Below are 24060 nucleotides of genomic sequence, written 5' to 3'. Positions count from 1 at the left end.
TCCGCTTCCGGGCCCGCCCGCCGATGACCACCGCTGACTTCGCGGCGAACCGCGACAACTTCTGCTACCGGCATCCCGACCGGCAGAGCTTCGTGCTGTGTCAGCGATGCCTGCGGACGATCTGCCCCCAGTGCCAGACCCAGGCCGCGGTCGGGGTGATCTGCCCGGAGTGCATGAAGGAGCAGCGCAAGGCCGAGTCGCCCGCGCAGCGGAAGGCGCGTCGCTCCTGGCGAAGCGCGGTGGTGGTCGCGGCCCCCGGAAGCCGTCCGGTTGTGACGTACGCGATCCTCGCGATCACCTCCTTCATCGGACTGCTCCAGCTCATCCCGGGTCTGGGGTCGGCGATCACGGACCAGCTGCTGTTCTGGACGCCGTACCTGTACCCGAACCTCTTCGGCTACCCGTTCGAGCCCTGGCGGCTGCTGACGGCGGCGCTCGTCCATGGCGGCTTCTGGCACCTGGGCCTGAACATGCTCGCGCTGTGGATGATCGGCCAGAGCCTGGAGCCGCTCATCGGACGATGGCGCTACCTGACGCTGTACGTGCTGAGCGCGCTCGGCGGATCGGTGGCCGTGGCGCTGATCGCGCCGGGCACTGCGACCGTCGGGGCGTCGGGGGCGGTCTTCGGGCTGATGGCGGCGCTGCTCGTGATCGGGCGTCACTTCGGCGCGAACGTGACGGGGATCCTCGTCATCCTGCTCATCAACCTCGTCATCGGGTTCGTCCCGGGATTCAACGTGGCATGGCAGGCGCATCTCGGCGGAGCGATCACGGGCGCGCTCATCGGACTGGTCTACGCCGTGCTGCGCCGACCGACGCAGCGGGTCTGGCAGATCGTCTCGCTGGCCGGGATCGGTGTCGCCCTCCTTCTCGCGGTGGCGTTCCTGCCGCCGTTGATCATGCGCGCGCTGGCGGGCTGACCGCCCGGTCCTGAGCGGACGAAGGCCCCGTGTTCCCCGGAACGCGGGGCCTTGTCGTTGGGCATCGGTGATTCCACATGGGGACAACTCCTGTGAATAACACCCGTGTAATTCTCCCCAGGTGGGGATAGATCTGTGGATAACCTTCCGGAAACCCTGTGGAGAGTCCTCCCCACGCTGGGGACAACGTGTGGACAGGCGGCCTCGACCTGTGGATACGACGAAGCCCCCGCCGGCGTGGCGGGGGCTTCGGAAGCGTGGCGGATCAGCGCCAGCGCGTGGTCATCAGGAAGCCGATGAGCGCGATGCCGAGCCCGATGAGCAGGTTCCAGGACTGCAGCCCCGGGATCGGGTACTGCATGCCGGTGATGTAGAAGACGAGGATCCAGACCAGACCCAGCAGCATGAAGCCGACCATGACCGGCTTGAACCATGCCGCATTGGGAGCGGCTTCGCCTTCGACCCGCTCCACGGCGGGTTCTTCGCGCTTTTCGGGACGTGCCATGTCGCACAGTCTACCCGTCAGGGGACTCCCAACCGAGGCCGGTAGTATCGCGCCCATGACGCAAGCCGTGGTGGGGGACGTTCCGTTGCGCCGTGACCGTCGTCGCACGAAGCCGCGCCGGCGGGCATCCGTGACCGGCGTGCTGGGCGAGCTCCTGCTGACGGCGGGCGTCGTCGTGCTGCTCTACGTGGCCTGGCAGATGTGGATCGGCGACCTCATCATGAGCGCCGCGAACAACGAGAAGGGCCAGGCGATCAGTCAGGAGTGGGCGAAGGAGCCGGCTCCGGAGCCCCCGCCGGTGATCCAGGACCCGGAGACCCCGGACGCGCCCCCCGTGTACGAGCCCCCGCTGCTGGAGGCGCCCGGCGACGGCGAGTACTTCGCGCAGATGATCATCCCCCGCTTCGGCGCGGACTACAACAACACGATCGCGGGCGGCGTCAGTCGCCCGGTGACCCTCGACAACGGGTGGATCGGCGTGTACCCGCAGTCGAAGATGCCCGGACAGGTCGGCAACTTCTCGGTCGCCGGCCATCGGACGACCTGGGGCAAGCCGCTCAACCAGATCGACAAGCTCCGGCTGAACGATCCGATCGTGATCGAGACGCAGGAGGGCTGGTACACCTACCGGTTCCGGACGCTGGAGTACGTGACGCCGGATCGCGTCGAGGTCCTGCTGGACGTGCCGGAGATGCCCGGCGCGCAGACGGGCGAGCGCTACATCACCCTCACGGCCTGCTCGCCGCTGTACTCGCTCGCCGAGCGCATCATCGCCTACGGGGTGTTCGACAGCTTCCAGCCGCGCGCCGCGGGCGCCCCGGCGTCGCTGACCGAGGGAGGCCTCTGATGTACGGCGCACTGTGGCGGATCCTCCCCGGCCCCTGGTGGGTGCGGCTGCTGATCCTGCTGGTCCTCGTGGCGGCGATCGTCTACGGGCTGTTCTTCTACGTCTTCCCCTGGGTGAGCCCGATCATCTCCCCGCCGGAGGACGTGACGATCCACACGTCCGCGCCGTAGCGCCGGAATCCGAGCGATCGCACGGATCGTCGTGCGGCGAGGGCTGCGGGACGGCTACTTGTCCTTGCCGGTGCAGTAGTACAGGACGACCTCGGACTGGACGGGGACGTCGCCCGGTGCGACGGACATGGACCGCACGGTGGCGGGATCCGTCGCGGCGCAGTCCTTGTTCTCCGACGTCCGCGCCGTGAGCCCCAGGGAGGCCAGCTGCTCCGAGGCATACTCGAGCGTGCTCCCGGTGAGGTCGTTCAGCGTGACCACGCCGCTCGCGACGACGAGATCGACGACCGTCCCCGGCGCCACCTCGGCGTCGGCGGCGACGGACGCGTCGAGCACCGTCCCGCCCTGGGACTGCGGATCGTTCTGCCGCCGCACGGCGCCCACGCTCAACCCGGCCTTCTGCAGGGCGTCGGTGGCGGCCGCCTGGCTGAGGCCGGTGATCGGCGGCATCTTCACCATCTCGGCGCCGGTCGACACGTACAGGGTCACGGTATGACCGACCTCGATCCGCGATCCCATGCCGGGGTCGCTGCGGATGACGTTGCCCTCGGCCACCTCGGCGCTGGACTCGTTGATGCGTGCCGCCTTGAGCCCGAGGTCCTGCAGGGCGTCCTCGGCCCGCTCGTAGGTCATGCCGGACAGGTCGGTGACCTCCCGCGTGCTCGAGGGCAGCTCTCCCGCCGGGCGCATTGCGACGACCCAGATGAGGACGGAGGCGAGCAGGACGGCGAGCAGGGCGACGCCGGCCCAGATCCAGGCGACCGGCGGGCCGGACTGGGTCCGGGCCATGGTCGTGTCCGTGCTGAGCTGGCGGAGGGTGCGCGCCGTCTCCGCCGCCTGGCGAGGGCTCGGGCCGTAGAGCTCGCTGGTGAGCTCGCCCATCTGCTTCTTCGCCTGCTTCTTCGTCGGCACCGATCCCGTGGTGGCGGCGCGCAGGGAGTCGCGGAAGGCACTGGCGTCGGGGAAGCGCTGGAACGGGTCCTTCGCCAGCGCACGCAGGACGACGGGGTCCAGCGCGTGCCGTTCGGCCTCGTCCGGTGCGTCCTCGTGCAGCTCGCTCGGCGGAACCGGCGCCTCGCTCACGTGCTGGTAGGCGACGGCCACGGGCGAGTCGCCGCGGAACGGCTGGCGGCCGGCGAGCATCTCGTAGAGCACGACGCCGGTCGAGTAGATGTCGGTGCGGGCGTCGACCTGCTCGCCCTTCGCCTGCTCCGGCGAGAAGTAGGCGGCGGTGCCGATGATCTGGGTCGTCTGCGCGACGGTGGACGAGGAGTCGGAGACCGCGCGGGCGATCCCGAAGTCCATCACCTTCACCGCTCCGGACGGGGTGACCATGACGTTGCCGGGCTTGATGTCGCGGTGCACGACGCCGGCGCGATGCGAGTACTCCAGGGCCTCCAGGATGCCGTCGGCATAGCGCACGGCATCGGCCACGGAGACGGGCCCGCGCTGCAGGACGTCCTTGAGCAGCTCGCCTTCGACGAGCTCCATGACGATGAACGGAACCGGCTCGGACGGGGATCCCCCCGCCTCGGCGGACGGGTCCTCGCCCGCGTCGAACACCCGGACGATCGAGGGGTGCGCCATCCGCGACGCCGCCTGCGCCTCCATCCGGAAGCGAGTGCGGAAGGCGGTGTCGCGCGCGAGCTCCCGGTCGAGGATCTTGATCGCGACGGGTCGGCCGAGCGTCAGGTCCTCTCCCCGGTGCACCTGCGCCATCCCGCCCTGGCCGATGACCTCATCGACCCGATAGCGCTCGGCGATCACGCGCGACTGCGTGGACAACGAACGACCCCCCTCCATCTGATGACCTGTCGAGCTCCCTCGACGCCTAGCGGCCCTTTCCTGCGAGGGCCGGGGCCTGTCGGATCTCGGCGCGGTCCTTCTCGGTACCGTCGCCCCCGGTGGTCGCGTCCCCACCGGCGTTGTTGCCGCCCGGGGTCTCGGTGGGGACGGGGGTCGGGGTCGAGCCGCCCGTGATCGTCACCGACATCTGCGGCGACGCACCGGTCTCGCGCTGCTCACCGCTCTCGCTCGTGCAGATCGCGGTGTAGCTGGCCGTGAGCTGCTGGCCCGCGATGCTCGTGACCTTGATCGTCGCCTGGGTCTCCGTGCCGAACGTGCGCGTCGTCGAGCCGTCCTCGAACGTCGCCCCGCCCAGGACCACGTTGTACCCGCTGACGGTCCCGGTGCCGCTCGGGCACACGTAGGCGTCCCAGGAGAGCGTGACGTTCTTGCCGGACTCCGGCTCTCCGTCGACCGACGGCGGGGTGGACGGGGAGCCGACCGACACCCGGTCGCCGTACACGACCAGCGACAGCAGCGTGCCCGGGTTCACCGATCCGGTCGGCTCGACGCGCGCCACCCGGCCGACCTCTTCGTCGGAGGGGGCCGGGTCGCCGGTGGTGCAGTTGGCATCCAGGCCCGCGTTGCGCGCGGCGGCGGTGGCCTCGTCGCAGGTCATGCCGACCAGTCCCAGGTCGTTCACGTTGACGCGGTTCTGGGTCGGCTGAGGGCTGGGCGTCGAGGGCTTGGGCGACGGCTTCGGCGAGGCCGGGGCCGAGGTGCTGTGGGACGGCTCCGGCGACGGGCTCTGGTTGAACATCAGCGCCCACACGGTGCCGCCGAGCACGAGCAGGAGGAGGATGATCAGCACGATGAGCGGCGTCGTCCAGGCGCTGCGCTTCTTCTTGGGCGCGGCCTCCTCTTCGGCCGCCGCACCCGTCGGCAGCTGCGCCGTGGTCGGCAGGATCCGGGTCGCCCCCTCGGTGGCGCCGGTGCCCAGCAGGGTCGTCGCCGCGTCGTCACCGGCGGCGGCACCCGCCGCGATGGCGGGGACGGCGATCGCCGCAGAGTTGAGGTCGCCGCGGCGCAGGGCCTGGGCGGCGCGTGCGACGGTGGCCGCGGAGGACGGCCGGTCCGCCGGCTTCTTCGCGATCATCGCCATGACGAGGTTCTGCACGGGAACCGGCACGGTCGAAGGCAGCGGCGGCGGCTGCTCGTTGATCTGGGCCATCGCGATGGCCACCTGCGACTCCCCGGTGAACGGGCGCTTGCCCGCCAGGCACTCGTACGCGACGATGCCGAGGGAGTAGATGTCCGTCGCCGGGGATGCGGGGTGGCCGGACGCCTGCTCCGGCGAGAGGTACTGCACGGTGCCCATGACCTGACCGGTCGCGGTCAGCGGGACCTGGTCGGCGATGCGGGCGATGCCGAAGTCGGTGATCTTGACGCGGCCGTCGGGCGTGATCAGCAGGTTGCCGGGCTTGATGTCGCGGTGCACCAGCCCTGCGGCGTGTGCGGCCTGGAGCGCGGAGGCGGTCTGGGCGACGATGTCGAGCGTCTTGTCGGCGCTCAGCGTCCCCTCGCGCTCGATGATCGTCGACAGCGCCTCGCCGGGCACGAGTTCCATCACCAGGTACGCGGAGCCGTTCTCCTCGCCGTAGTCGAAGACGCTCGCGATGCCCTCGTGGTTGACGAGCGCGGCGTGCCGCGCCTCGGCGCGGAACCGCTCGAGGAACCCGGGGTCCCCCATGTACTCGTCCTTGAGGATCTTGATCGCGACCGTCCGCCCGATGACGTGATCGGTCGCCTCCCACACCTCGCCCATGCCGCCGATAGCGATCCGCGACTGCAGCTCGTAGCGACCACCGAACGACACACCCTGCGTCGGCCTCATCTGTTCAGCACCGCCTCTATGACCTTCTTCGCAATCGGTGACGCGATTCCGTCACCGGATCCGTCCTGACCCTGCCCGCCGCCATCCTCGACGACCACCGCGACCGCCACCTGCGGGTTCTCCGCCGGAGCGAAGCCGGTGAACCAGAGGGTGTACGGATCGGTGTCGCCGTTCTCGGCCGTTCCCGTCTTCCCGGCCACGTCGACTCCGTCTATTCTTGCACCCGTCGCCGCGCCGCCCTGGACCCCCGCGACCAGCACGTCGGTGATCGCGTCGGCCTCCTCAGCGGTCAGCGCGCGACCCAGCTCCGAGTCCTCGAACGACTTCTGCACGGACAGGTCGTCGCCCAGGATGCTGTCGACCATCCGCGGCTTCATGACGATCCCGTCGTTGGCGATCCCGGCCGACACCATCGCCATCTGCAGCGGGGTGGCGCGGACGTCGCCCTGGCCGAAGCCCGTGAGCGCCGTCTGGTCGTCGCTGAGCCCCGAGGGGTAGGTCGACGGCGTGGACTCGAGGGGGGTCTGGAAGCTCTGGTTGAAGCCGAACTTCTCCGCCATCTGCTTGATCGCGTCGTCGCCGAGCGCGGCGGCGAGCTCCGCCATCGGGATGTTGCAGCTGAGGCGCAGCGCCTCGGCGATCGTGACCTCGTTGCCGCCGCCGCACGCGCCGCCCCACGCGTTGTGCACGGCCGTCGTGGTCCCGGGGAGGACGTAGGAGGAGGGGTTCGGGAGGGTCGACTGCAGCGTGTACTTCCCGGAGGCGAGCGCCGCCGCGGCGGTCACGATCTTGAACGTGGATCCCGGGGGGTTGAGGTTTCCGCCGAGCCCGCGGTTGAACAGCGGGTCGCCCGGGTCGTCCTCCAACTGCTGATACGTGTCCTGGGCCGCGTCCGGGTCGTGCACGGCCAGGGCGTTCGTGTCGTAGCCCGGCGTGGAGACCATGGCGAGGACGCGCCCCGTCTTCGGCTCCATCGCCACGATCGCGCCCTGGTAGCCGTCCAGCGCGTCGTAGGCGGCTTGCTGGATCGCCGGATCCAGGCTCAGCACCACGTTGGCGCCGCGCTGGGGCTGACCGGAGATGATCCGCTCGATGGTGGAGAAGAACTGGGTGCCGCCGGTGCCGGACAGCTCGCTGTTCATCGCCCGCTCGATCCCGGTCGCACTGCCCAGCGCCGGGTTGTAGAACCCGGTCACCGCAGCCCACAGGTGCGGATCCGCGTAGACCCGCTGGAAGGAGTAGACGTCGTCGGACGGCGTCGACGAGGCGATCTGCGCGCCGCCGGCCAGGATCGACCCGCGCTGGACCTCGTAGCTGTCCAGCAGGGTGCGCCGGTTGAACTCGTTCTGCGCCAGGTCGTCGGCCTGGACCACCTGGATCCAGCTCGCCGCGGCGAACAGCGAGAAGAACATCAGCAGCACGAGGAGGCTGATCCGTCTCAGTTCTTTGGTCATGCGGCACCGCCTCGGGCGTGACGGCGTTTCGTCTCGGTGCTTCGCTCCTCGCTCAACGACCGGTCGTTGAGCGAGCGGAGCGAGACGAAACGCGTGGAGATCAGGGTGGTCATCCGATCACCACCCGGGGCTGTCGACGGACGCGATCCGAGATGCGCAGCAGCAGTGCCACGATCAGCCAGTTCGCGACCAGGGAGGATCCGCCCGCGGCGAGGAACGGGGTCGTCAGACCGGTCAGCGGGATGACCCGCGTGACCCCGCCGACCATGATGAACACCTGCAGTGCGATCGTGAACGACAGTCCGGTCGCGAGGAGCTTGCCGAAGTCGTCCTGCCCGGCCAGCCCGATGCGAAGGCCGCGGCTCACGAAGACCATGTAGAGGCACAGGATCGCGAACAGCCCGATGAGGCCCAGCTCCTCGCCCAGGCTCGGGATGATGTAGTCGCTCTCGGCGAGCGGGGTCAGGTGGGGGCGGCCCTGGCCGAGCCCCGTGCCGATGAGGCCGCCGTGTGCGAGCCCGAAGATGCCCTGGACGAGCTGGTAGCTGCCGCCGTCCGCCTCGATGAGCTCCGGATTGAAGGCGTCGAGCCAGTTGTGGAAGCGACCCTGCACGTAGCTGAGGATCTGCGTCGCCGCGGCGACGCCGGCGGCGACCATGGCGAGCCCGATCAGCACCCAGCTCGTCTTCCCGGTCGCGACGTACAGCATGACGATGAACATGCCGAAGATGAGCACGCCGGTGCCGAGGTCGCGCTGCGAGACGATGATGCCGAGCGACAGCAGCCACACCACGATGACGGGGCCGAGCTCGCGCATGCGCGGCCACGTGAACCCGAGGAACCGCTTGCCGACCGAGGACAGGCTCTCGCGGGTGCGCACCAGGTACCCGGCGAAGAAGATCGCGAGGAAGATCTTCGCCATCTCGCCGGGCTGGAACGCGAAGATGCCGCCGATCGACACCCACACATCGGCGTTCGCGCCGGTGTCGCCGAGCCCGGGGACGAACGGCAGCAGGAGCAGGAGGATTCCCGCGAGGCCGGAGAGGTAGGTGAAGCGGTACAGGACCCGGTAGTTGCGCAGGGCGATGACGAGGGCGATCGCCCCGGCCATCGAGATCGCGGTCCAGGCGAGCTGCTTGGTGGAGTAGGCCGCCCACCCGGTGTTGTGCTGGGCGATGTCGATCCGGTAGATCATCGCGATCCCGAGCCCCGTCAGCAGGGTGGCGATGGGGACGACGAACGGGTCGGCGTCGCTCGCGACGAATCGCAGCACGATGTGCAGGGCGAACACGAGGATCGCCAGTCCTCCGCTGATCAGCAGGATCATGGGGTCGATCGTGCCGAGCGCGCCGAGCTGGACGAGGGCGATCGCGCAGCCGGAGATGAGGACGGAGAACAGCAGCAGCCAGAACTCGCGGTTGCGCTGGGTCTGGGGTCCGCGGATCTTGCGCAGCGCCCGCAGCACGCTGGTGTCGGCGGAGACCTCGGGGGCGGTGTCGGCGGTCACTTCGCACCTCCTTCCGCGGAGTCGCGAAGACGGTCGACGATCGACTGGGCGTCCTCGAGCGAGCGCGCGGTCACCGTCTCGGTCACCCGCGAGCGGTCGAACTGCGGCAGATCCCGCAGCCTGATGCCGGTGTCCTCGTAGACGCTGGAGAGGGAGATCGGGCCGATGTCCTGCTGGATGCCGCGGAAGATCACCACGGTGTCCTCGTCGGCGCCCACGAAGAACCGGGTCTGGGTCCAGCTGTAGCCGCCGAACAGCGCCGCGGCCAGCAGGACGATGATCGCCGCGGCCCCCGCGATCCAGCCGATCCGGCGACGGTGCGCGCGGCGGCGGTCCTCCTCGATCAGCTCTTCCAGGTACTCGGCGGCGGGCTCGAAGTGCGTCGGCTCGTTCGCCGCCTGCCGGACCGGGTGCAGCCAGCTCGGGCGGGCCGGTCGCGCCGCCGGGACGACGACGCCCTGCGGGTTGGAGGCCGAGCCCACGATGGTCGGGGCTCCGGAGAGCACCGGGTGCTGGCCGCCGACGTCCACGATCACGATGGTGACGTTGTCCGGGGCGCCGCCGTCGAGCGCCTGCTTGAGCAGGTTATCGGCAGTTCGGCCCGGGGCCATCCCGAGCTTGAGGGCCTTGGTGATGTGAGCCTCGTCGACCACGCCGGACAGGCCGTCGGAGCACAGCAGCCAGCGGTCGCCGGGCTGCGTCGCCATGACGATGAGGTCCAGCTCCGGATCCGCGTCCATGTCGCTGAGCACGCGCATCAGCACGGAGCGGCGGGGATGGAACCGCGCCTCCTCGGGAGTGATGCGGCCGGAGTCGACGAGACGCTGGACGAACGTGTGGTCCGCCGTGATCTGGGTCAGCACCCCGTCGCGGAAGAGGTAGATCCGGGAGTCGCCGATGTGCCCGATGACGGCGTAGTCGTCGACCATGATGATCGCGCTGAGCGTGGTGCCGAGGCCGGCGAGCTCCGGGCGGTCCTTTGCGGCGCGGATCAGGTCGCCGGCGGCCGTCGTCGCGGCGGCCTGCAGCGCGGCTTCGGCGTCCATGGTCGCCGAGTAGGCCTGGTCCAGGTTCTCCAGGCGCTGGATCGCGATGCTCGACGCGACGTCGCCGCCCGCGTGCCCGCCCATCCCGTCGGCGACGACGAAGAGGTTGGCCCCGGCGTAGCCGGAGTCCTGGTTGTTGGAGCGGACCTTCCCGGTGTGGGAGATCGCGGCGCTCGAACCCTCGAAGACCATGACGGCGGTTACGCTCGCAGCTCGAACGTCGTTGCGCCGACCTTGATCGGCGTGCCGATGGTGACGGCGACGGGCGCGCCGACGCGCTCGCCGCCGAGGTATGTGCCGTTGGTCGAGTCGAGGTCCTGGATCATCCAGTTCTCCCCCCACAGCAGCAGGCGCGCGTGGTGGCTGGACGTGTAGTCGTCGCGGATCACGAGACCGGACTCGCTGGAGCGGCCGATCGTCATGGGCTCGCGGCCCAGCGGGAGCTCCAGGCCGGCTTTCGGTCCCGAGGTGATCACGAGGGTGGAGACCGTGGAGGTCGTCGCAGGGCCGCCGGGCTTGCTGGAGCGCGCGGCGCGCGGCTTCTCGACGGGGGCCGTCGCGGCGTCCGGGGAGGAACCCTGCGGCGGGCGGACGGTCGCGGGGGCCGCCTGTGCGTCGGGCATCTTGCGCACGCGCACGCCGAACAGGTCGGCGCGCAGCGAGTAGACGACGGCGAAGACGAAGAACCACAGCAGCACCAGGAAGCCGATGCGCAGAAGAAGGAGTGTCAGCTCGCTGGGATTGCTCACGGCGTCGCTCCGAACATGCGGGGGCCGGCGTCGCCGCCGCGGCGGGAGGAGACGGGCACGACACGGAAGGTCAGATCGGTGCGGCCGATCGTGATGACCGCGTCCGACGACAGCACGCCCTCGCGCACCTTCTGGCCGTCGAGCTTGGTGCCGTTGGTGGATCCGAGGTCGCGGAGCATCGCGCGCTCGCCGTCCCAGAGGATCTCGGCGTGCTTGCGGCTGGAGCCGGCGTCGGCGATCGTGACGTCCGCGTCGCTGCCGCGGCCGATCACGGTGCGGGCACGGGAGATCGTGTGCCGCTGCCCGCCGACGTCGAGCACCGCCTGCCAGGTGACGCGCTCGTCGGCGGCGCCGGAGACGACCTGCACCGTCCCGGTGGCGACCTTGTCGTCGGCTTCGAGGGAGATGGAGAGCGGGCCGGCGAAGCTGTAGCCCTGGTCGCGCGCGTGCTTCGACAGCAGCGCGTGGAGCTCGTCGGTGAGCGCGCCGCCGAGCCCGTGCATGGCGGCGGCGTCCTCGTCGCTGAGACGGACGACGAAGGTGCTGGGGGCGATGATCCGGTCCCGGCTCACCACGGCAGCCTTCGTGTCGACCTCCCGGCGCAGGGCCGAGGCGATCTCCACGGGCTGGATGCCGCTGCGAAAGGTCTTCGCGAACGCGCTGTTGACCGCGCGCTCCAGACCCTTCTCAAAGCTGTCTAGTAGTCCCACTGGGCTCCCAAGGCTCACCGATAGGTACGGCCATCGTAGCCACACGCCCTGAATGATCCCCTGGACGCCGTATCTCCGTCGAAGCGGAGGGCGATGGCGTGCGACCAGGGATTCCCGTAGGGATCGCCTCTCACCGGACGTTCGGCAGCACGCGAGAGCCCGCCGTTCGCGGGCCAGTGCGGTTTCGAGCACGCCCCGCGCTCGTGTTATCCTCGGGAGGTTGGTTCCTCGGGGCCGACATGCGCGAGTGGCGGAATAGGTAGACGCGCTGGCTTCAGGTGCCAGTGCCGGCAACGGCGTGGGGGTTCAAGTCCCCCCTCGCGCACCATACGGTGTGGCTCAGGAAAGCGGCCCGGGTTCGATCAGAACCCCGGGCCGTTTCGCTTTTCCATGGCGGTTGCCGCAGGTCTGGCGAGCAGGCCGCGTGCGCTGACCAGGACCACAGCCGCGCACACCAGCGTCCCGGCGAGGACGGCGAAGACGGTTCCGAGGCCGGCGGTCGCGGCGATCGTCCCGACGGCGCCGTAGGCGACCGGGCCGAGCCCGAGCGTCGCCAGGGACAGCAGGGCGGTGACCCGGCCGAGCAGCTCCGGGGGCGTCGCCTGCTGGATCCGGCCATGACCGACCACCATCGTGGCACCCGTGGCTGCGCCGAGCACCCCGCCGAGCACCACCGCCGTGCCGGCATCCGCAGCAGGGAGGAGGGCGAGGATGCCGGCGCCGAGGGCGAGGCCGCCCAGGACGACGCCCCGCGCGGCGCCGGGTCCGCCGAGGAGACGGCGCGGGAGGGATCCGAGGATCACGCCCGACGCCAGCCCGCCGAGGCTGAAGACCGTGAGGAGAGCGCCGGCGACGGCGGGCGGCCACGCTCTCTCCTGGGCCAGCAGCACGATACCGATGGCGACCGGCCCCGAGAACGGCAGCTCCGACAGGGCCGTGGCGGCGACGAGAGGGAGCAGGCCGCGCCGCCGGAGCTCGCCGAGCGGCACGGGCGCGACCGATCGCATTCCCCGTCGTGGTGCGATGGCGGCGACGCGGGTTCGCACGGTCAACAGGAGCCCCACGGACACAACAAACAGGAGGGCGACCGAGGCGAGGGCGGCGGCGAGGCCGAGGGTCAGCAGGAGCGCGCCGACCGCGGGGCCGATGGCGTTGCCGATACGCAGGCCGGTGATCCGCCAAGCCTGGAGCCTCGGCAGGGTGTCCGGCGGGACCAGGCGGGCCGGCAGCGCCCCCACGGCTGGGATGAAGCACGCGTCGACGACGCCGAACGACAGCGACAGCGCCAGCAGCCACCATGGCATCGGGCCGAGCACGGCGGCGGCCGAGGCTGCTCCGACGAGCAGGACCGCGCGCGCCGCGTCGGTGGCGATCGCGATGCGTCGCGGATCCAGACGATCGGCAAGCAGACCGCCCACCAGCATGAGGGCGGCGCGGGGGATCGCCCCGACCGCCAGGACGACTCCCGTCCACAGGGGGCCGCCCGCCTCTCCCGCCGCCCAGGTCAGGACCAGGTAGTAGCTCACGTCCCCGAGGATCGCGGCGGTGTAGGCGAGCAGCCACCGGGTCGCGGGGCCGCCGGCACGGACCGCGGTGGTCATGGCCTGCGGTAGAGCTGCACCTGAACGACGACGGGCGGACGGACGGACTCTCCACCGGACGCCGGAGGGCGGTCCCGATAACGCTCGACAAGCGCGAGGATCTCGCCGCGCAGCGCCTCCGCATCCCGGTCGTCCAGATCCAGGCGGTGGTCGACGAATGCTGAGGCGGCGAGCCATTCCGCCGGGGCGGCGGCCGCGGATCCTGCCAGGGCCTTCAGGTCGGCGGCCGTCGCCAGCAGGTTCGCGTGCACATACGCACGCGAGGCCTCGTCCTCGTGCTGCGCGGGATCGAACTGGACGACGTCGCTCCCGGCCCGCCACCAGCGTTCGCGGCGCGTGCCCCGGTCCGCGTCCTCCTGGATGAGACCCCCGGCGGCGAGGCGGCGCAGATGGTAGCTCGCCGCCCCGGAGTCCATCCCGAACTCCCTTCCGAGGGCGCGCGCGGTGGCGGGACCGTAAGCGCGCAGCCGCCGCAGGAAGGCGAGCCGTGTGGGGTGCGAGAGCACACGAAGTTCCGCGGTCCCCGGCTCGGAGGGCGGCCCGGGTGGGCCGGGAGCGTCGGTGTCCATGCGACCCCACGCTAGGGGTGCGAAGAGATCTTCGCAATAGAGTGCGAAGAATCGTTCGCATTCTGTTCGGCCGCCTCCGGCGGAGGAAGGTCTGGACTCTCGGCGGTCACACCATCTCCCGGGGACGCGGTGCGAAGAGAAGCCCGCCGCGCGCGTCCTCGTCAGATGCCGCTGATCGTCGCGCCGCTGATGGTGGGACGCGGAGCGACGGACCCTCGTGTGGATAGGATGTGGACAGTGAAATATAAATTTCACATTACACACCTCGGAATGTTCGGGCAGTGACTTGTCGGGCGATCTGAGCAGACACAGGAAGCAGAGAGCACATGAAGAAGCGTCGATACCTCGCGACCCTCGCGGTGGCGAGCGGGCTCATCCTCGGAGTGGGCGGGACCACGGCCGCAACGGCGGCGCCCTTGACCCTCTCGGCAGCATCGGCCGTTGACGTCCAGGTCAACGACCGAATCGCGATCGAGGGCGTCCAGCCTCACCTGGGCGGCTATTGCAAGCTCGTGCAAGGAGAAGGGCACGTCTCCTGGAGCGTGCCGACGGTCTACCCTCCTGGCACCCGGGTGGTCGCAGAGTCCACCGACCCCGGACGCGAGTGGTCCTCATCCTTCGCGATCTCGGACGGAAAGGCCCGGCTTCCCACGTACAAGGGCTCCCAGACCACGACCTACCGGGTGAAGTTCGTCACCCCGACGGGGACCGAGTCCAAGGAGTCCACCATCACCTACTCCCGCCCGTACGTCGGTTCATGCGGCACCACGTTCGTGGTCAACGGGACCGGGCCCCAGAACATCGACTACCCGGAAGCTGAGGCGATCCGCTCCGTCTCCGATGGGGGTGCGGGAGTGACCGACCTCGTGATGGATGAGGGTTCGTTCCAGAGCGCCGCCTATCGCTACGTGGTTCGTGTCGACGGTCGGTACGCAGGCGAGGTCCACGCGGGAACGGCCTACTACCTTCCGAACCGGAAGAACAGCGACGGGACCCGGACGATCACGGTCCGGACCGACCCGGGCGCCAGGACCGTCGAGGTGTTGATCGACAACACGACACCGGGAGCCTCGCTGTCCGCTGACCAGCAGCTTCTCGTCTCCAAGGTCGTCGGCTAGGAGGACTGAGGATTCCCGACCCGAGGGGCTCGCGTGCGATCGAAGCGCGGGCCCCTCGTCCTTGCCGCTCAGCGGGCGACGGGCGAGTTCCCTCGCATGCACGCCGATCCGCAGTCCCAGACCGGTTCTGGTCATGGATTCCGAAGGGCCGGCCGCGTGGCGGCCAGCCCTTCGGTCGGAGGGGCCTTCGCTGGGGGGAGGCGTCCGGTCCCCTCGGCGCCGGCTCGGTTGGGGATGGGGTGCCGACGCCACCGCTGGGTCAAGCGGCGAGGTCAGTCTATCGCAATATTTCAATATCTATTGTGTGATATATTTCATCCATGCCGACCCTCGGACTGCTCCTGGCGACGGGTGACAGTGTCAAGCAGGCCATGGCTCGGGTCAGCGAGCGCGTCGGGCTGACCCCTCTGCAGGCACGGGCGATCATCGCCCTCGAGAGCGACGGCGCCTCGACTCAGCGAAGCCTTGCGCTCACCTGCACGACCACCCCCAGGAACGTGACGGCACTCGTCGACGCTCTCTCCGCGCGCGGCCTCGTGACGCGCGCCGCTCATCCCAGGGACCGGCGATCCGTGCTGGTCACGTTGACGCCGGAGGGCCACGGGCTCGCCACGCGGGTCGAGGAGGAGTTCCGCGCGGTGTCCCGTCGTGCGCTCGCCGCACTCGAGCCGCACAGTATCGCAGCGCTCTCTCATGCTCTGGAGGCCATAGGCGCGCAGTTGGCGGCATCTTCGGGCGAGGCGCGTCCCTCGGGCGGGGGTTGAGCGCGAGTAATATTTTTCGTTTCAGATGCTACTATGAAGCATGTAACGTTGTGGCGGTGTGAGGGCACCGTCGAGACACGGGGAATGGGGTGGTCGGGTTGCCGATCCCGACTGGCGCGGAGCAGGAGCCGGCGAAGCGGACGCTGCTGCGAGAGAAGGTGTTCGAGCGACTTCGCGAAGCGATCCTGGATGGGACGCTGCAGCCGGGAGAGCGGCTCTACGACGACGAGATCGAGAAGTGGCTGGGGGTGTCGAGAACCCCGGTACGGGATGCGATCAACGAGCTCACCCGGGCCGGGCTCGTCGAGATGGCGCCGAACCGTTACACCCGTGTCGCGGTGCCGGTCGAAGAGGAGGCTCATGCCGCTCTGCAGACGCTCGGCGTCATCCTCGGCGGCGTGGTCCGAGTCGCCGTCCCGCGGTTGACGGCAAAGGTCAAGAAGGACGTGCTCCGCCAGCTGGCGCAAGTGATCGAACGCCTGCGCGCTGGCGACGGTCCCGGAACGAACGTGAAGGCGACGGCCTTGTGGCGGACGATCATGCGGGAATGCGGCAATCCGATCCTGATCGCGCTGTGCGAGCAGACGATCGACGGGCTCGCCTTCAAGCTGCGGATCGCCACCGTCAACAAGATCTTCGACTTCGACGTGTTCGCTGATCTGTTCCAGGAACTCGCCGATCGCATCGAGGCGGGTGATGCGGTGGGTGCGGAACTCGCCGTCGAGCGGGCTCATATGCTGCCGACGGGGGAAGAGTGACGCGCAAGGCAGCGGCGGAAGGCGATCGGCTCGTCTCGAGCGGGATCTAGCATCGTTTCATGGAGTCGGAACGCGCCGAGTTCGCTCTCGTAGACACCAGTCGGTGGCGGGTTCGTGCGCGCATCTGGTGGTCGCGGCATCCTTGGCTCGTCGACGGGATCGTCGCCGCCGGGTACTTCATCCTCTCTGCACTTCTCATCGTCCAGGTCGAGATCTTGGAGGACCTGGGCGATCCGCTCAACGTGCTCCGGGCCGTCGGGGTACTGATCGTCACGACCGTCGCGGTGCTGCTGCGCCGCCGCTGGACGGTCGTGATGAGCGTTGTCGTGCTGGTCCTGGGCGTGTTCTCGGCGTTCCAGGCGACGAGCGCCGACATGATCGCCATCCCGATCATGCTGTTCAGCTTGGCTGTGCACCGCACGGTCAAGGCCGCAGCGCTGTTCTTCCTTCTCTTCGTCGGGACCTCGCTCGCTGTGCCCTGGCTGCCGTGGGCGCCACCGGAGGCGCGCGGGGACGAGTTCGACGCCGCTCTGCTCATTCTCAGCGCGAGCATCGGGCTGCTTGTCGGGATCGCCACACGCAACCGCAGGGACTACCTGCGCTCGCTGGTGCGACGGGCACGTGAGCAGGAGGAGCTGGCGGTGGTGACCGAGCGAGCCAGGATCGCCCGGGAGATGCACGACATCCTCTCGCACACCCTGAGCGTGGTGGCGACCCTCTCCGAGGGGGCAGCGAGAACGAGGGACGAGACGGCGGCACGGACGGCGATCAGTCGAGTCGCGGAGGCCGCCCGCAGCGCACTCAACGACCTCCGAGGCATGCTCGGCGCACTTCGCGAGGACGGTTCGGCACCGCTGGCGCCCCAGCCGACGGCGAAGGATCTCCCTGAGCTCGTCCAGCGGTTCCGCGAGGCGGGCCTGCCTGCTCAGCTCACGGTGCGAGGGCGTCGCGAGTCCGGCCCCGCTGTCGAGCTCGCCGTCCACCGCATCGTGCAGGAAGGACTCACCAACGCGCTCCGGTACAGCAGGAACGCCACTCGCGCCGTCATCCTCGTCGACCACTCCGCCGAAGGGACGGCCGTCGTGGTCGAGAACGACGGCGCTCTCCCGAACGCCCCCTCCATCGGTGCGGGGCAGGGGCTTCGAGGATTACGTGAGCGGGTCGGACTTCTCGGCGGTACGCTCGACAGCGGTCCCCAGGCCGACGGAGTCTGGCGTCTGCGAGCCTGGATACCGGATGCCATGACCCGGAACGGAGAAGCTCATGACTGAACCGTCGATCCGCGTCCTCCTCGTCGACGATCAGGAACTCGTGCGGATGGGACTGCGTCTCATGATCGAAGCGGAGGACGGGCTCGAGGTCGTGGCGGAGGCCTCCAGCGGCGCGGAGGCGATCACCCTCGTCGACGCGCTTCGACCCGATGTGGTGCTGATGGACATACGCATGCCGGGAGTCGACGGGATCACCGCCACCCGACGCATCATCGAGACCAGCGCCGACGCGAAGATCGTGATCCTCACGACGTTCGACCTCGACGAGTACGCGTTCGGAGCCCTGAAGGCCGGCGCGAGCGGGTTCCTCCTCAAGGATGCTCCCCCGCATCAGGTCGTCGCGGCGATCCGAGCCGTGCACGCCGGCGACGCGGCCATCTCGCCCCGGGTCACCCGCCGAATGCTCGACCTGTTCGCCGACAAGATTCCGGATGACGCCACGCCCCTGCCCACCGTCGACGCCCTCACCCCGAGGGAGACCGAGATCCTGATCGCCATCGGCGAAGGGCTCAACAACGACGAGCTCGCCGAACGCTTCTTCCTTTCTGAGTCCACGGTGAAGACGCATGTCGGCCGAATCCTCATGAAGCTCCACCTCCGCGACAGGGTCCAAGCGGTTCTCTTCGCCCACCGCAACGGGCTCGTCTGACGCCGGTTCGCCTGGTCATACCCGGGTGCCACCGCAGATACCGGTCCGAGGTCCGACGTTCCCTCGCGGCGCGGGAGCGACGATGGATTCACCGGGTAGCGGGCGATGAGCTCGACTCGGGGAAGGCCTCTTCCCTCCCCAACGGGGCCTTCGATCGAGAGAGCGTGATGTCGAAGCTGACTCTCCCTCCATGCTCTCTCGGGTGTTGCTCGCCCTGACCCGAACAGCGGCGAGCAACACCCCTGCACGGAGGACGAAGCCTCCGTGTCACGACGTGCACTCAGGCATTCAACGAAGGAGAACTCATGACGCTCTTGTCCCCACCCGCCACGACCGGCATCGGCTTCCCGAGACCGCACCCCGATCGCGGGGAACCCCAGAGGCCTCGCCGCGACATCCGACGAGCGGCTGACGCCTCCGCCCGGGTGATCGAGCGGCTCTCACGGCGCGCTGCGCTCCCTGTGCTGCGGGTCGCCCTCGCCGCCATCATGATCTGGTTCGGCGCACCCAAGCTCGTCCCGGGCGGGAGTCCCGCCGAGACGATCGCGGTCGACACCGTCTCCGCCCTCAGCGGGGGGCTCGTGACCGGAGACCTCGCCCGCCTGATCCTCGGGATCCTCGAAGTCGGGTTGGGAGTGGCGCTTCTGATCCCGAGGCTCCGCTTCCTCGCCCTGCTGGCGCTGATCGGACACATGTGCGCAACGTTCACTCCGCTGCTGCTCTTTCCCGGACTCACCTGGCACGCGCCCCTGGTCGGGAGTCTCGAGGGCCAGTACATCCTCAAGAACCTCGTCCTGATCGGCGCGATCCTCGTCCTCCTCGGCTTCTCCCGTGAGGAGGACGCAGGCCGGCGATGACATCCTCGGCGACAGTGCCGTCATCGCTCGGCGACTCCGTAACGCGCCCCCAAGGTCCCCTTGCCCTCGTCGGCAAGGGGACCTTGTCGTTCGCAGGTGGCACTCGGCATGCCGTCTCCTACCTCGGTACGACGCGGAGGTTCATGCCACGGCTCGATTCGCCGGAACGCCCGTTTCGAGATCGTTGAGTCGTCGGGGAAGCCCGGCACAAGAACTCGAGAACCACTCACGACCCACCCCAGATTGGAAAACACCATGAAGAAGTTCACGAAGATCGGCACCTGCACCGCTCTCGTCGGCGCCATCGTCCTCGGCGGCGCCGTGGCGGCCAACGCCCACGGTCTGGTCGGCAACGGCCTCAAGGGCGGGCTCGGCCCGTCGGACGTGACCGCTCGCCAGGCGATGCCGAACACCGGGCTCGGCTCCGTCCAGTGGGACACGCAGTCCGTCGAAGGGCCGAAGGGCTTCAGCCTCGACCCGGCGACCGGGGGTCCCGCCGACGGACAGCTCGCCTCGGGCGGCAACAAGCAGTTCAGCGAGCTGGACGCGCAGTCGCCGGAGCGCTGGATCGAGAACGAGGTCGAGGCCGGCCAGACGATCGACCTGAGCTGGTACTACACCGCTCCGCACAAGACGTCGCAGTGGCACTACTACATCACCAAGAACGGCTGGGATCAGAACGCCCCGCTGACGCGTGACCAGCTCCAGCTGCTGCAGACGGTCACGTGGGACGGATCGGCCGCCGCGGCCCAGCCGAACACGAACGGCGCGGTCCAGAAGATCAAGCTGCCGGCGGATCACACGGGCGATCACGTGATCCTCGCGGTGTGGGATGTCGCGGACACCGCGAACGCGTTCTACAACGCCATCGACATCCACATCGATGGTGAGGCGCAGCCGGAGAAGCCGGACACCGTCGCGCCGTCGGCCCCGTCGAACGTGCACGCCATGAAGGTGACCACCAACACGGTCGATCTGATGTGGAACGCGTCGTCGGACAACGTCGGGGTGGACCGTTACGAGATCCAGCGGGCGGTGAAGGGTGGTGAGTTCGAGAAGGTCGGCACCACCGCCGGCACTTCGTTCAAGGACACCGGGCTGACCGCGTCGACCGCGTACGACTACCGTGTCGTCGCGATCGACGGCGCCGGCAACACCTCGGCCGCGGGCACCTTCTCCGTCACCACGAAGGACGAGGTCGTGAACCCCGGCCCCGACACGGAGGCCCCGACCGCGCCGAGCGGGGTGCACTCCATGAAGACGACCGCGGACAGCGTGGATCTGATGTGGTCCGAGTCGGAGGACAACGTCGGTGTGGACCGCTACGAGATCCAGCGGGCGGTGAAGGGCGGCCAGTTCCAGACCGTGGGCAGCACGGCCAAGACCTCGCACCTCGACACGGGCCTGACCGCCGGCACCACGTACGAGTACAAGGTCGTGGCGTTCGACGCCGCCGGCAACGCCTCTGCCGCCAGCGACGTCTTCACCGTCACCACGAAGGCCGACACCAACCCCGGCCCCGTCGACCCGACGGTGAAGCCCTGGGCAGCCAACGGCACCTACAAGAAGGGCGACCGCGTGTCGCACAACGGCTCCACCTACGAGGCGCTGCAGGACCACCGCGGCTACGGCGACCCGAACTGGATCGACTCCCCCGCCCTGTGGAAGAAGATCGGCTGATCCTCTCCCCCTACCGCCCCGGCCTCGCGCCGGGGCGGTAAACATCTCCCATGTTGCATCTGAAATTTTAGCTTGTTACAATTTCACCGATCCCCTCCCCAGGGCATCGCCGTCGTGCACCAGCTGAGCCCTGCAGACCAAGGGGTTCGTTCGTGCCGGCGTGACCGACCCGGGCCATCGCCCTCTAGATCCCCCTTACCCCGAAAAGGAACCCCCCATGATTGAGAAGAATCCCCATCGCCCTCTCCAGGGCAAGAAGCGGTACATCGCCATCGCGACCCTGGCCAGCCTCGTCGCCACCGGCGGCCTCGTCGGTGCGACGGTCACGGCACAGAGCACGATCGCGAACAACCAGATCACCATCACCAAGCGGCTGTCGGACGCGAGCGTCACCGCCACCGGTGACCCGATCGCGCTGTCGTTCCAGGCGGGTGCGGATATCCGTGAAGCCCTAGGTGCAAGCGACTCCGCCTTCCATAAGCAGAGCACGGTGACCCTGACGAACTCCGGCGAGAAGGCCGCCACCGTAAAGATGAATCCGGTTGCCGACCTGCTCCTCCCGCACGCGCCCTTCGACGGCGTGAACACGCAGCTCTCCCTGATGGTCACGGCCAGCGACAACGGCGCGAGCGGCACGATCCTCCAGCAGGTGCTGGCGGGAATGGGCGAAGGCAGCGTCCCGATCAACTACGAGATCACGATCCCGGCCGGTGAAAGCCGCACGTACAACGTCGGGTTCGCGTGGCAGCGGCCCCACGCGACGGACGACACGAAGTTCGATGTCGCGACGGACCTGTCCTTCGACCTCGAGTTCGGCTACAAGAACAACGGCGACGCGGGCGCAGTGGCGGCGACGGCCGAGAGCACGATCGCGGGAAACAGCATCGTCATCACCGAGGCCCCCAAGAGCGACGCAAAGGTCGAGGTGTCGGGAACCCCGATGTCCCTCTCCTTCACGGAGGGCGACGAGGTCGGTGCGAACACGTCGACGGCGCGGCAGGAATACGTCCTGACCAACACCGGCGAAACGGACGCCACCGTGCGGCTTCAGTCCGTCGACGACCTGGTGATCCCCACGAAGCCGGGTCTGGGCAGCCAGGACGTCGCCGGGGTCCTCCGCGCGTACACCGGCAGCGCGCTGGAGCCCGGGATGGTCAACGCGGTCTTCTCGCAGAAGGTCGCCGGGGCGAACGCCGCACCGGGAACCAGCCTGCCGTTCACGGTGCCGGCCGGTGAAAGCGTGACTATCAGCGTGGACTTCTCGTTCGCCAAGGGCACCACGATCTTCACCGACTACAACAAGACCTTCGACCTGAAGTTCGACTACATCAACAAGCAGTAACCACGGCGTTCGCCGTCACGGAGGGGCGGGTCACGCCCGCCCCTCCCCCGCGCAGCAGGAAGGAGAACCCGAGATGCGCGCCCTCCTCATCACCGTGCGAGCCCTGGTCTGGGCCGCCCTCATCGCGCTCTCGGCGCCGTTCTTCTGGCAGTTGACCACCGGTGGCGCCACTCTCGCGGTCAACGGAACCTCGATGGTCCCCACCTATGAGCGCGGCGACGTCGTCTTCCTCGACCGGGTCGAAGACCCTGGGACCGACTTCTGGAAGCCGGGTCAGATCGTCGCCGTCGCATTCTCCGCCAGCAATCCCGATCACGACCGTTACATCCACCGGGTCGACAGCGTCCTCGACGATGGACGCGCCGTCCTCAAGGGAGACGGCAACCCGGAACCGGACGTCTCCCCGGTGTCCCTCGACCAGGTCGTCGGCGTCCCTGTGACGGTCCTCCATCAGCCCGCCGCCGACATCTATCTCTTCACCCAGAGCTGGCTGGGTCGCATCGTCATCTTCGGCGTCGGAATCAGCGTCCTCGTCCTCGTGGAGCACGTCGCGAAGAGACGCCGTAATTCCGGCTTCCCTATGCCGGAAGGACTCTGAGCCCGTGAACTCCGTCGTCGCACTCGGCCTCGCCGTCGCCGTCCTCTCTCCGCTTCCCGCCGACCGACCGGACTGCCTGTCCCTGGAGGGCGAGCCGTTACGGATCTCGACCGTCCAAGGCGCCGGTCCGATGGCCCACACGACCTCCCTGTCGATCCGGAACGGCTGCGACGCAGAGGCGACCGTTCGACTTCGTCTCTCACCTTCCGACGGCAATCCTTCTGGCGCCTCGGCGATCCGCACGGAGTTCCGCGCGGAGGGCGTGACGCTTCTGAGCGCCCCGTGGGACGAGGTGTCCGACCCGTCCGCTGCGATCCGGGTTCCCTCGGGCGTGCTCGACCTCACCGTCCGCACCACCGTCGGAAGCGGTGAGGCACCCCCGGCTCCCGGCGTCCACATCGCGGACTTCGAGGCTGACTGGGTCATGAATCCGGACAGGCCCGCCGCATCTGCGACCGACATCCTCGGCGTAACTGGCGGGGAGGTCGGCTACGGCGCGGTGCTGGTTGGTGCCGCCGCGCTCGGGGCGGGCGTCATTCTGCGGATGTCGACTCGACGCCGCTCTGTGGCCGCGCCACAGGAACAGAAAGAAGAAGAATGAACGCTCAGCTCGCCACGGGACCGATCCCTCGCCCTCTCCTGCGCGAAAGCGTCCTCGAGCGCATCCGTGACGCGATTCTGGACGGCACGCTCCCGCCGGGAGAGAGACTCCGCGACGACGATCTCGAGGAGTGGCTGGAAGTCTCACGGACGCCCATCCGCGGAGCACTCCACGAACTCGGCCGCATCGGCCTGGTGGAGATGAAGCCCAACCGCTACACCAGAGTCACCGTCCCGACGGAGCAGGACCGGTCCCACGCCGGGCAGACGCTCGCAGTCCTCCTGGGCGGTTCCGCCTGCCTGATCGTTCCGCACCTGGGCCTCGCCGCACGAGAGACGCTCGCCGAGAAGGCGGACTGCATCGCGCACGCCATCGAGAACGATGAGCTGAGCACGATCGAGATCTCTGCCCTGTGGCGCAGCTACGCTCAGGGGAGCCCGAACGGCTGCCTGACGCACCTGTTTGAGCAGAACATCGATGCACTGGTCTTCAAGGCCCATCTCCAGACGTCTTTCCCGTGCGCGTCAGCCGATCAGCAGGCCGATGCCTGGCAGGACCTCGCAGACGGTCTCCGTCGGGGCAGCAGCTCCGAAACACGGGAGACCATAGTCCGGATCTACGGTCTGCGGTAGCGAGAAGAAGCCGTCGGAATGCGTAGAACTACG

Annotated in this window: 24 protein-coding genes and 1 tRNA gene; 15 read left to right on the top strand and 10 right to left on the bottom strand. The window is 68.9% G+C overall.

Features of this window, described 5'->3' with window-relative positions; genetic code table 11:
- Positions 1–23 precede the first annotated feature (23 nt).
- Positions 24–920, top strand: a complete 897-nt coding sequence (locus tag V6R91_RS09090) for a rhomboid family intramembrane serine protease (RefSeq protein WP_336395226.1) — start codon at positions 24–26, stop codon at positions 918–920.
- Between the two features lie 265 nt (positions 921–1185).
- Here the strand turns inward: V6R91_RS09090 and V6R91_RS09085 are convergent, their stop codons facing one another.
- On the bottom strand, positions 1186–1425 hold the full coding sequence (locus tag V6R91_RS09085) for a cell division protein CrgA (protein ID WP_067246852.1): 240 nt from the start codon (positions 1423–1425) through the stop codon (positions 1186–1188).
- A 55-nt stretch (positions 1426–1480) separates the two neighbouring features.
- Here V6R91_RS09085 and V6R91_RS09080 point away from each other — a divergent pair, with 55 nt between their 5' ends.
- Entirely contained in the window at positions 1481–2272 is a 792-nt protein-coding gene (locus V6R91_RS09080; protein ID WP_336395225.1) for a class E sortase, read from the top strand.
- The gene (locus V6R91_RS09075; protein ID WP_271059853.1) at positions 2272–2442 is read left to right on the top strand and encodes a hypothetical protein; all 171 of its coding nucleotides are present in this window, start codon (positions 2272–2274) and stop codon (positions 2440–2442) included. The genes V6R91_RS09080 and V6R91_RS09075 overlap by 1 nt, the downstream gene beginning before the upstream one ends.
- A gap of 54 nt (positions 2443–2496) precedes the next feature.
- Here V6R91_RS09075 and pknB read toward each other — a convergent pair whose 3' ends face one another.
- From pknB to V6R91_RS09040, 7 genes are all read right to left on the bottom strand, one after another.
- Positions 2497–4245: a Stk1 family PASTA domain-containing Ser/Thr kinase gene (gene pknB / locus V6R91_RS09070; protein ID WP_336395224.1), complete on the bottom strand. Its 1749-nt coding sequence runs from the start codon at positions 4243–4245 to the stop codon at positions 2497–2499.
- A 28-nt stretch (positions 4246–4273) separates the two neighbouring features.
- Positions 4274–6121, bottom strand: a complete 1848-nt coding sequence (locus tag V6R91_RS09065) for a serine/threonine-protein kinase (RefSeq protein WP_336395223.1) — start codon at positions 6119–6121, stop codon at positions 4274–4276.
- Complete coding sequence (locus tag V6R91_RS09060) at positions 6118–7575, bottom strand: peptidoglycan D,D-transpeptidase FtsI family protein (protein WP_271059856.1); 1458 nt, start codon at positions 7573–7575, stop codon at positions 6118–6120. The genes V6R91_RS09065 and V6R91_RS09060 overlap by 4 nt, the downstream gene beginning before the upstream one ends.
- A 109-nt stretch (positions 7576–7684) precedes the next feature.
- Positions 7685–9082: an FtsW/RodA/SpoVE family cell cycle protein gene (locus V6R91_RS09055; protein ID WP_271059857.1), complete on the bottom strand. Its 1398-nt coding sequence runs from the start codon at positions 9080–9082 to the stop codon at positions 7685–7687.
- Entirely contained in the window at positions 9079–10320 is a 1242-nt protein-coding gene (locus V6R91_RS09050; protein ID WP_271059858.1) for a PP2C family protein-serine/threonine phosphatase, read from the bottom strand. The genes V6R91_RS09055 and V6R91_RS09050 overlap by 4 nt, the downstream gene beginning before the upstream one ends.
- A gap of 8 nt (positions 10321–10328) precedes the next feature.
- Positions 10329–10877, bottom strand: a complete 549-nt coding sequence (locus V6R91_RS09045; RefSeq protein WP_067246832.1) for an FHA domain-containing protein FhaB/FipA — start codon at positions 10875–10877, stop codon at positions 10329–10331.
- A complete protein-coding gene (locus V6R91_RS09040) occupies positions 10874–11587 on the bottom strand; it encodes a DUF3662 and FHA domain-containing protein (RefSeq protein ID WP_271059859.1) in 714 nt (237 codons plus the stop codon). The genes V6R91_RS09045 and V6R91_RS09040 overlap by 4 nt, the downstream gene beginning before the upstream one ends.
- A gap of 241 nt (positions 11588–11828) precedes the next feature.
- Here V6R91_RS09040 and V6R91_RS09035 point away from each other — a divergent pair.
- A tRNA-Leu gene (locus tag V6R91_RS09035) sits at positions 11829–11915 on the top strand.
- A 34-nt stretch (positions 11916–11949) separates the two neighbouring features.
- On the opposite strand, the gene V6R91_RS09030 is transcribed toward V6R91_RS09035, so the two are convergent.
- A complete protein-coding gene (locus V6R91_RS09030) occupies positions 11950–13188 on the bottom strand; it encodes an MFS transporter (RefSeq protein ID WP_336395222.1) in 1239 nt (412 codons plus the stop codon).
- Positions 13185–13757 carry a helix-turn-helix domain-containing protein gene (locus V6R91_RS09025; protein ID WP_271059861.1) on the bottom strand — a complete coding sequence of 191 codons (573 nt, stop codon included), beginning with the start codon at positions 13755–13757 and terminating at the stop codon, positions 13185–13187. Before V6R91_RS09025 ends, V6R91_RS09030 begins: the two co-directional genes overlap by 4 nt.
- Before the next feature lie 326 nt (positions 13758–14083).
- Between V6R91_RS09025 and V6R91_RS09020 the strand changes: the two genes are divergently transcribed.
- The 11 genes from V6R91_RS09020 to V6R91_RS08970 all read left to right on the top strand — a co-directional run bounded on the left by V6R91_RS09020 (position 14084) and on the right by V6R91_RS08970 (position 24027).
- A complete protein-coding gene (locus V6R91_RS09020; protein WP_271059862.1) occupies positions 14084–14875 on the top strand; it encodes a hypothetical protein in 792 nt (263 codons plus the stop codon).
- A 320-nt stretch (positions 14876–15195) separates the two neighbouring features.
- Entirely contained in the window at positions 15196–15639 is a 444-nt protein-coding gene (locus tag V6R91_RS09015; protein WP_271059863.1) for a MarR family winged helix-turn-helix transcriptional regulator, read from the top strand.
- A gap of 89 nt (positions 15640–15728) precedes the next feature.
- A complete protein-coding gene (locus tag V6R91_RS09010) occupies positions 15729–16397 on the top strand; it encodes a GntR family transcriptional regulator (RefSeq protein WP_336395221.1) in 669 nt (222 codons plus the stop codon).
- A gap of 59 nt (positions 16398–16456) precedes the next feature.
- A complete protein-coding gene (locus V6R91_RS09005; RefSeq protein ID WP_336395220.1) occupies positions 16457–17668 on the top strand; it encodes a sensor histidine kinase in 1212 nt (403 codons plus the stop codon).
- Complete coding sequence (locus V6R91_RS09000; RefSeq protein WP_336395219.1) at positions 17661–18317, top strand: response regulator transcription factor; 657 nt, start codon at positions 17661–17663, stop codon at positions 18315–18317. Before V6R91_RS09005 ends, V6R91_RS09000 begins: the two co-directional genes overlap by 8 nt.
- A 305-nt stretch (positions 18318–18622) precedes the next feature.
- Positions 18623–19174, top strand: coding sequence for a hypothetical protein (locus V6R91_RS08995; RefSeq protein WP_336395218.1), 552 nt, complete (start codon positions 18623–18625; stop codon positions 19172–19174).
- A 255-nt stretch (positions 19175–19429) separates the two neighbouring features.
- Complete coding sequence (locus V6R91_RS08990; RefSeq protein WP_336395217.1) at positions 19430–20854, top strand: lytic polysaccharide monooxygenase; 1425 nt, start codon at positions 19430–19432, stop codon at positions 20852–20854.
- A 217-nt stretch (positions 20855–21071) separates the two neighbouring features.
- On the top strand, positions 21072–22196 hold the full coding sequence (locus tag V6R91_RS08985) for a hypothetical protein (RefSeq protein WP_336395216.1): 1125 nt from the start codon (positions 21072–21074) through the stop codon (positions 22194–22196).
- A 73-nt stretch (positions 22197–22269) separates the two neighbouring features.
- Positions 22270–22794 (top strand): S24/S26 family peptidase, encoded by a 525-nt coding sequence (locus tag V6R91_RS08980; RefSeq protein WP_271059874.1) that lies wholly within the window; start codon positions 22270–22272, stop codon positions 22792–22794.
- 4 nt (positions 22795–22798) lie between these two features.
- Complete coding sequence (locus V6R91_RS08975; protein ID WP_271059875.1) at positions 22799–23395, top strand: hypothetical protein; 597 nt, start codon at positions 22799–22801, stop codon at positions 23393–23395.
- Positions 23392–24027 carry a GntR family transcriptional regulator gene (locus V6R91_RS08970; protein ID WP_271059876.1) on the top strand — a complete coding sequence of 212 codons (636 nt, stop codon included), beginning with the start codon at positions 23392–23394 and terminating at the stop codon, positions 24025–24027. Before V6R91_RS08975 ends, V6R91_RS08970 begins: the two co-directional genes overlap by 4 nt.
- Positions 24028–24060: the final 33 nt, after the last annotated feature.

Source organism: Microbacterium sp. CCNWLW41, from assembly GCF_037083505.1.
The sequence above is the reverse complement of the archived record's forward strand: the minus strand, read 5'-3'. Positions and strand labels throughout refer to the sequence as shown.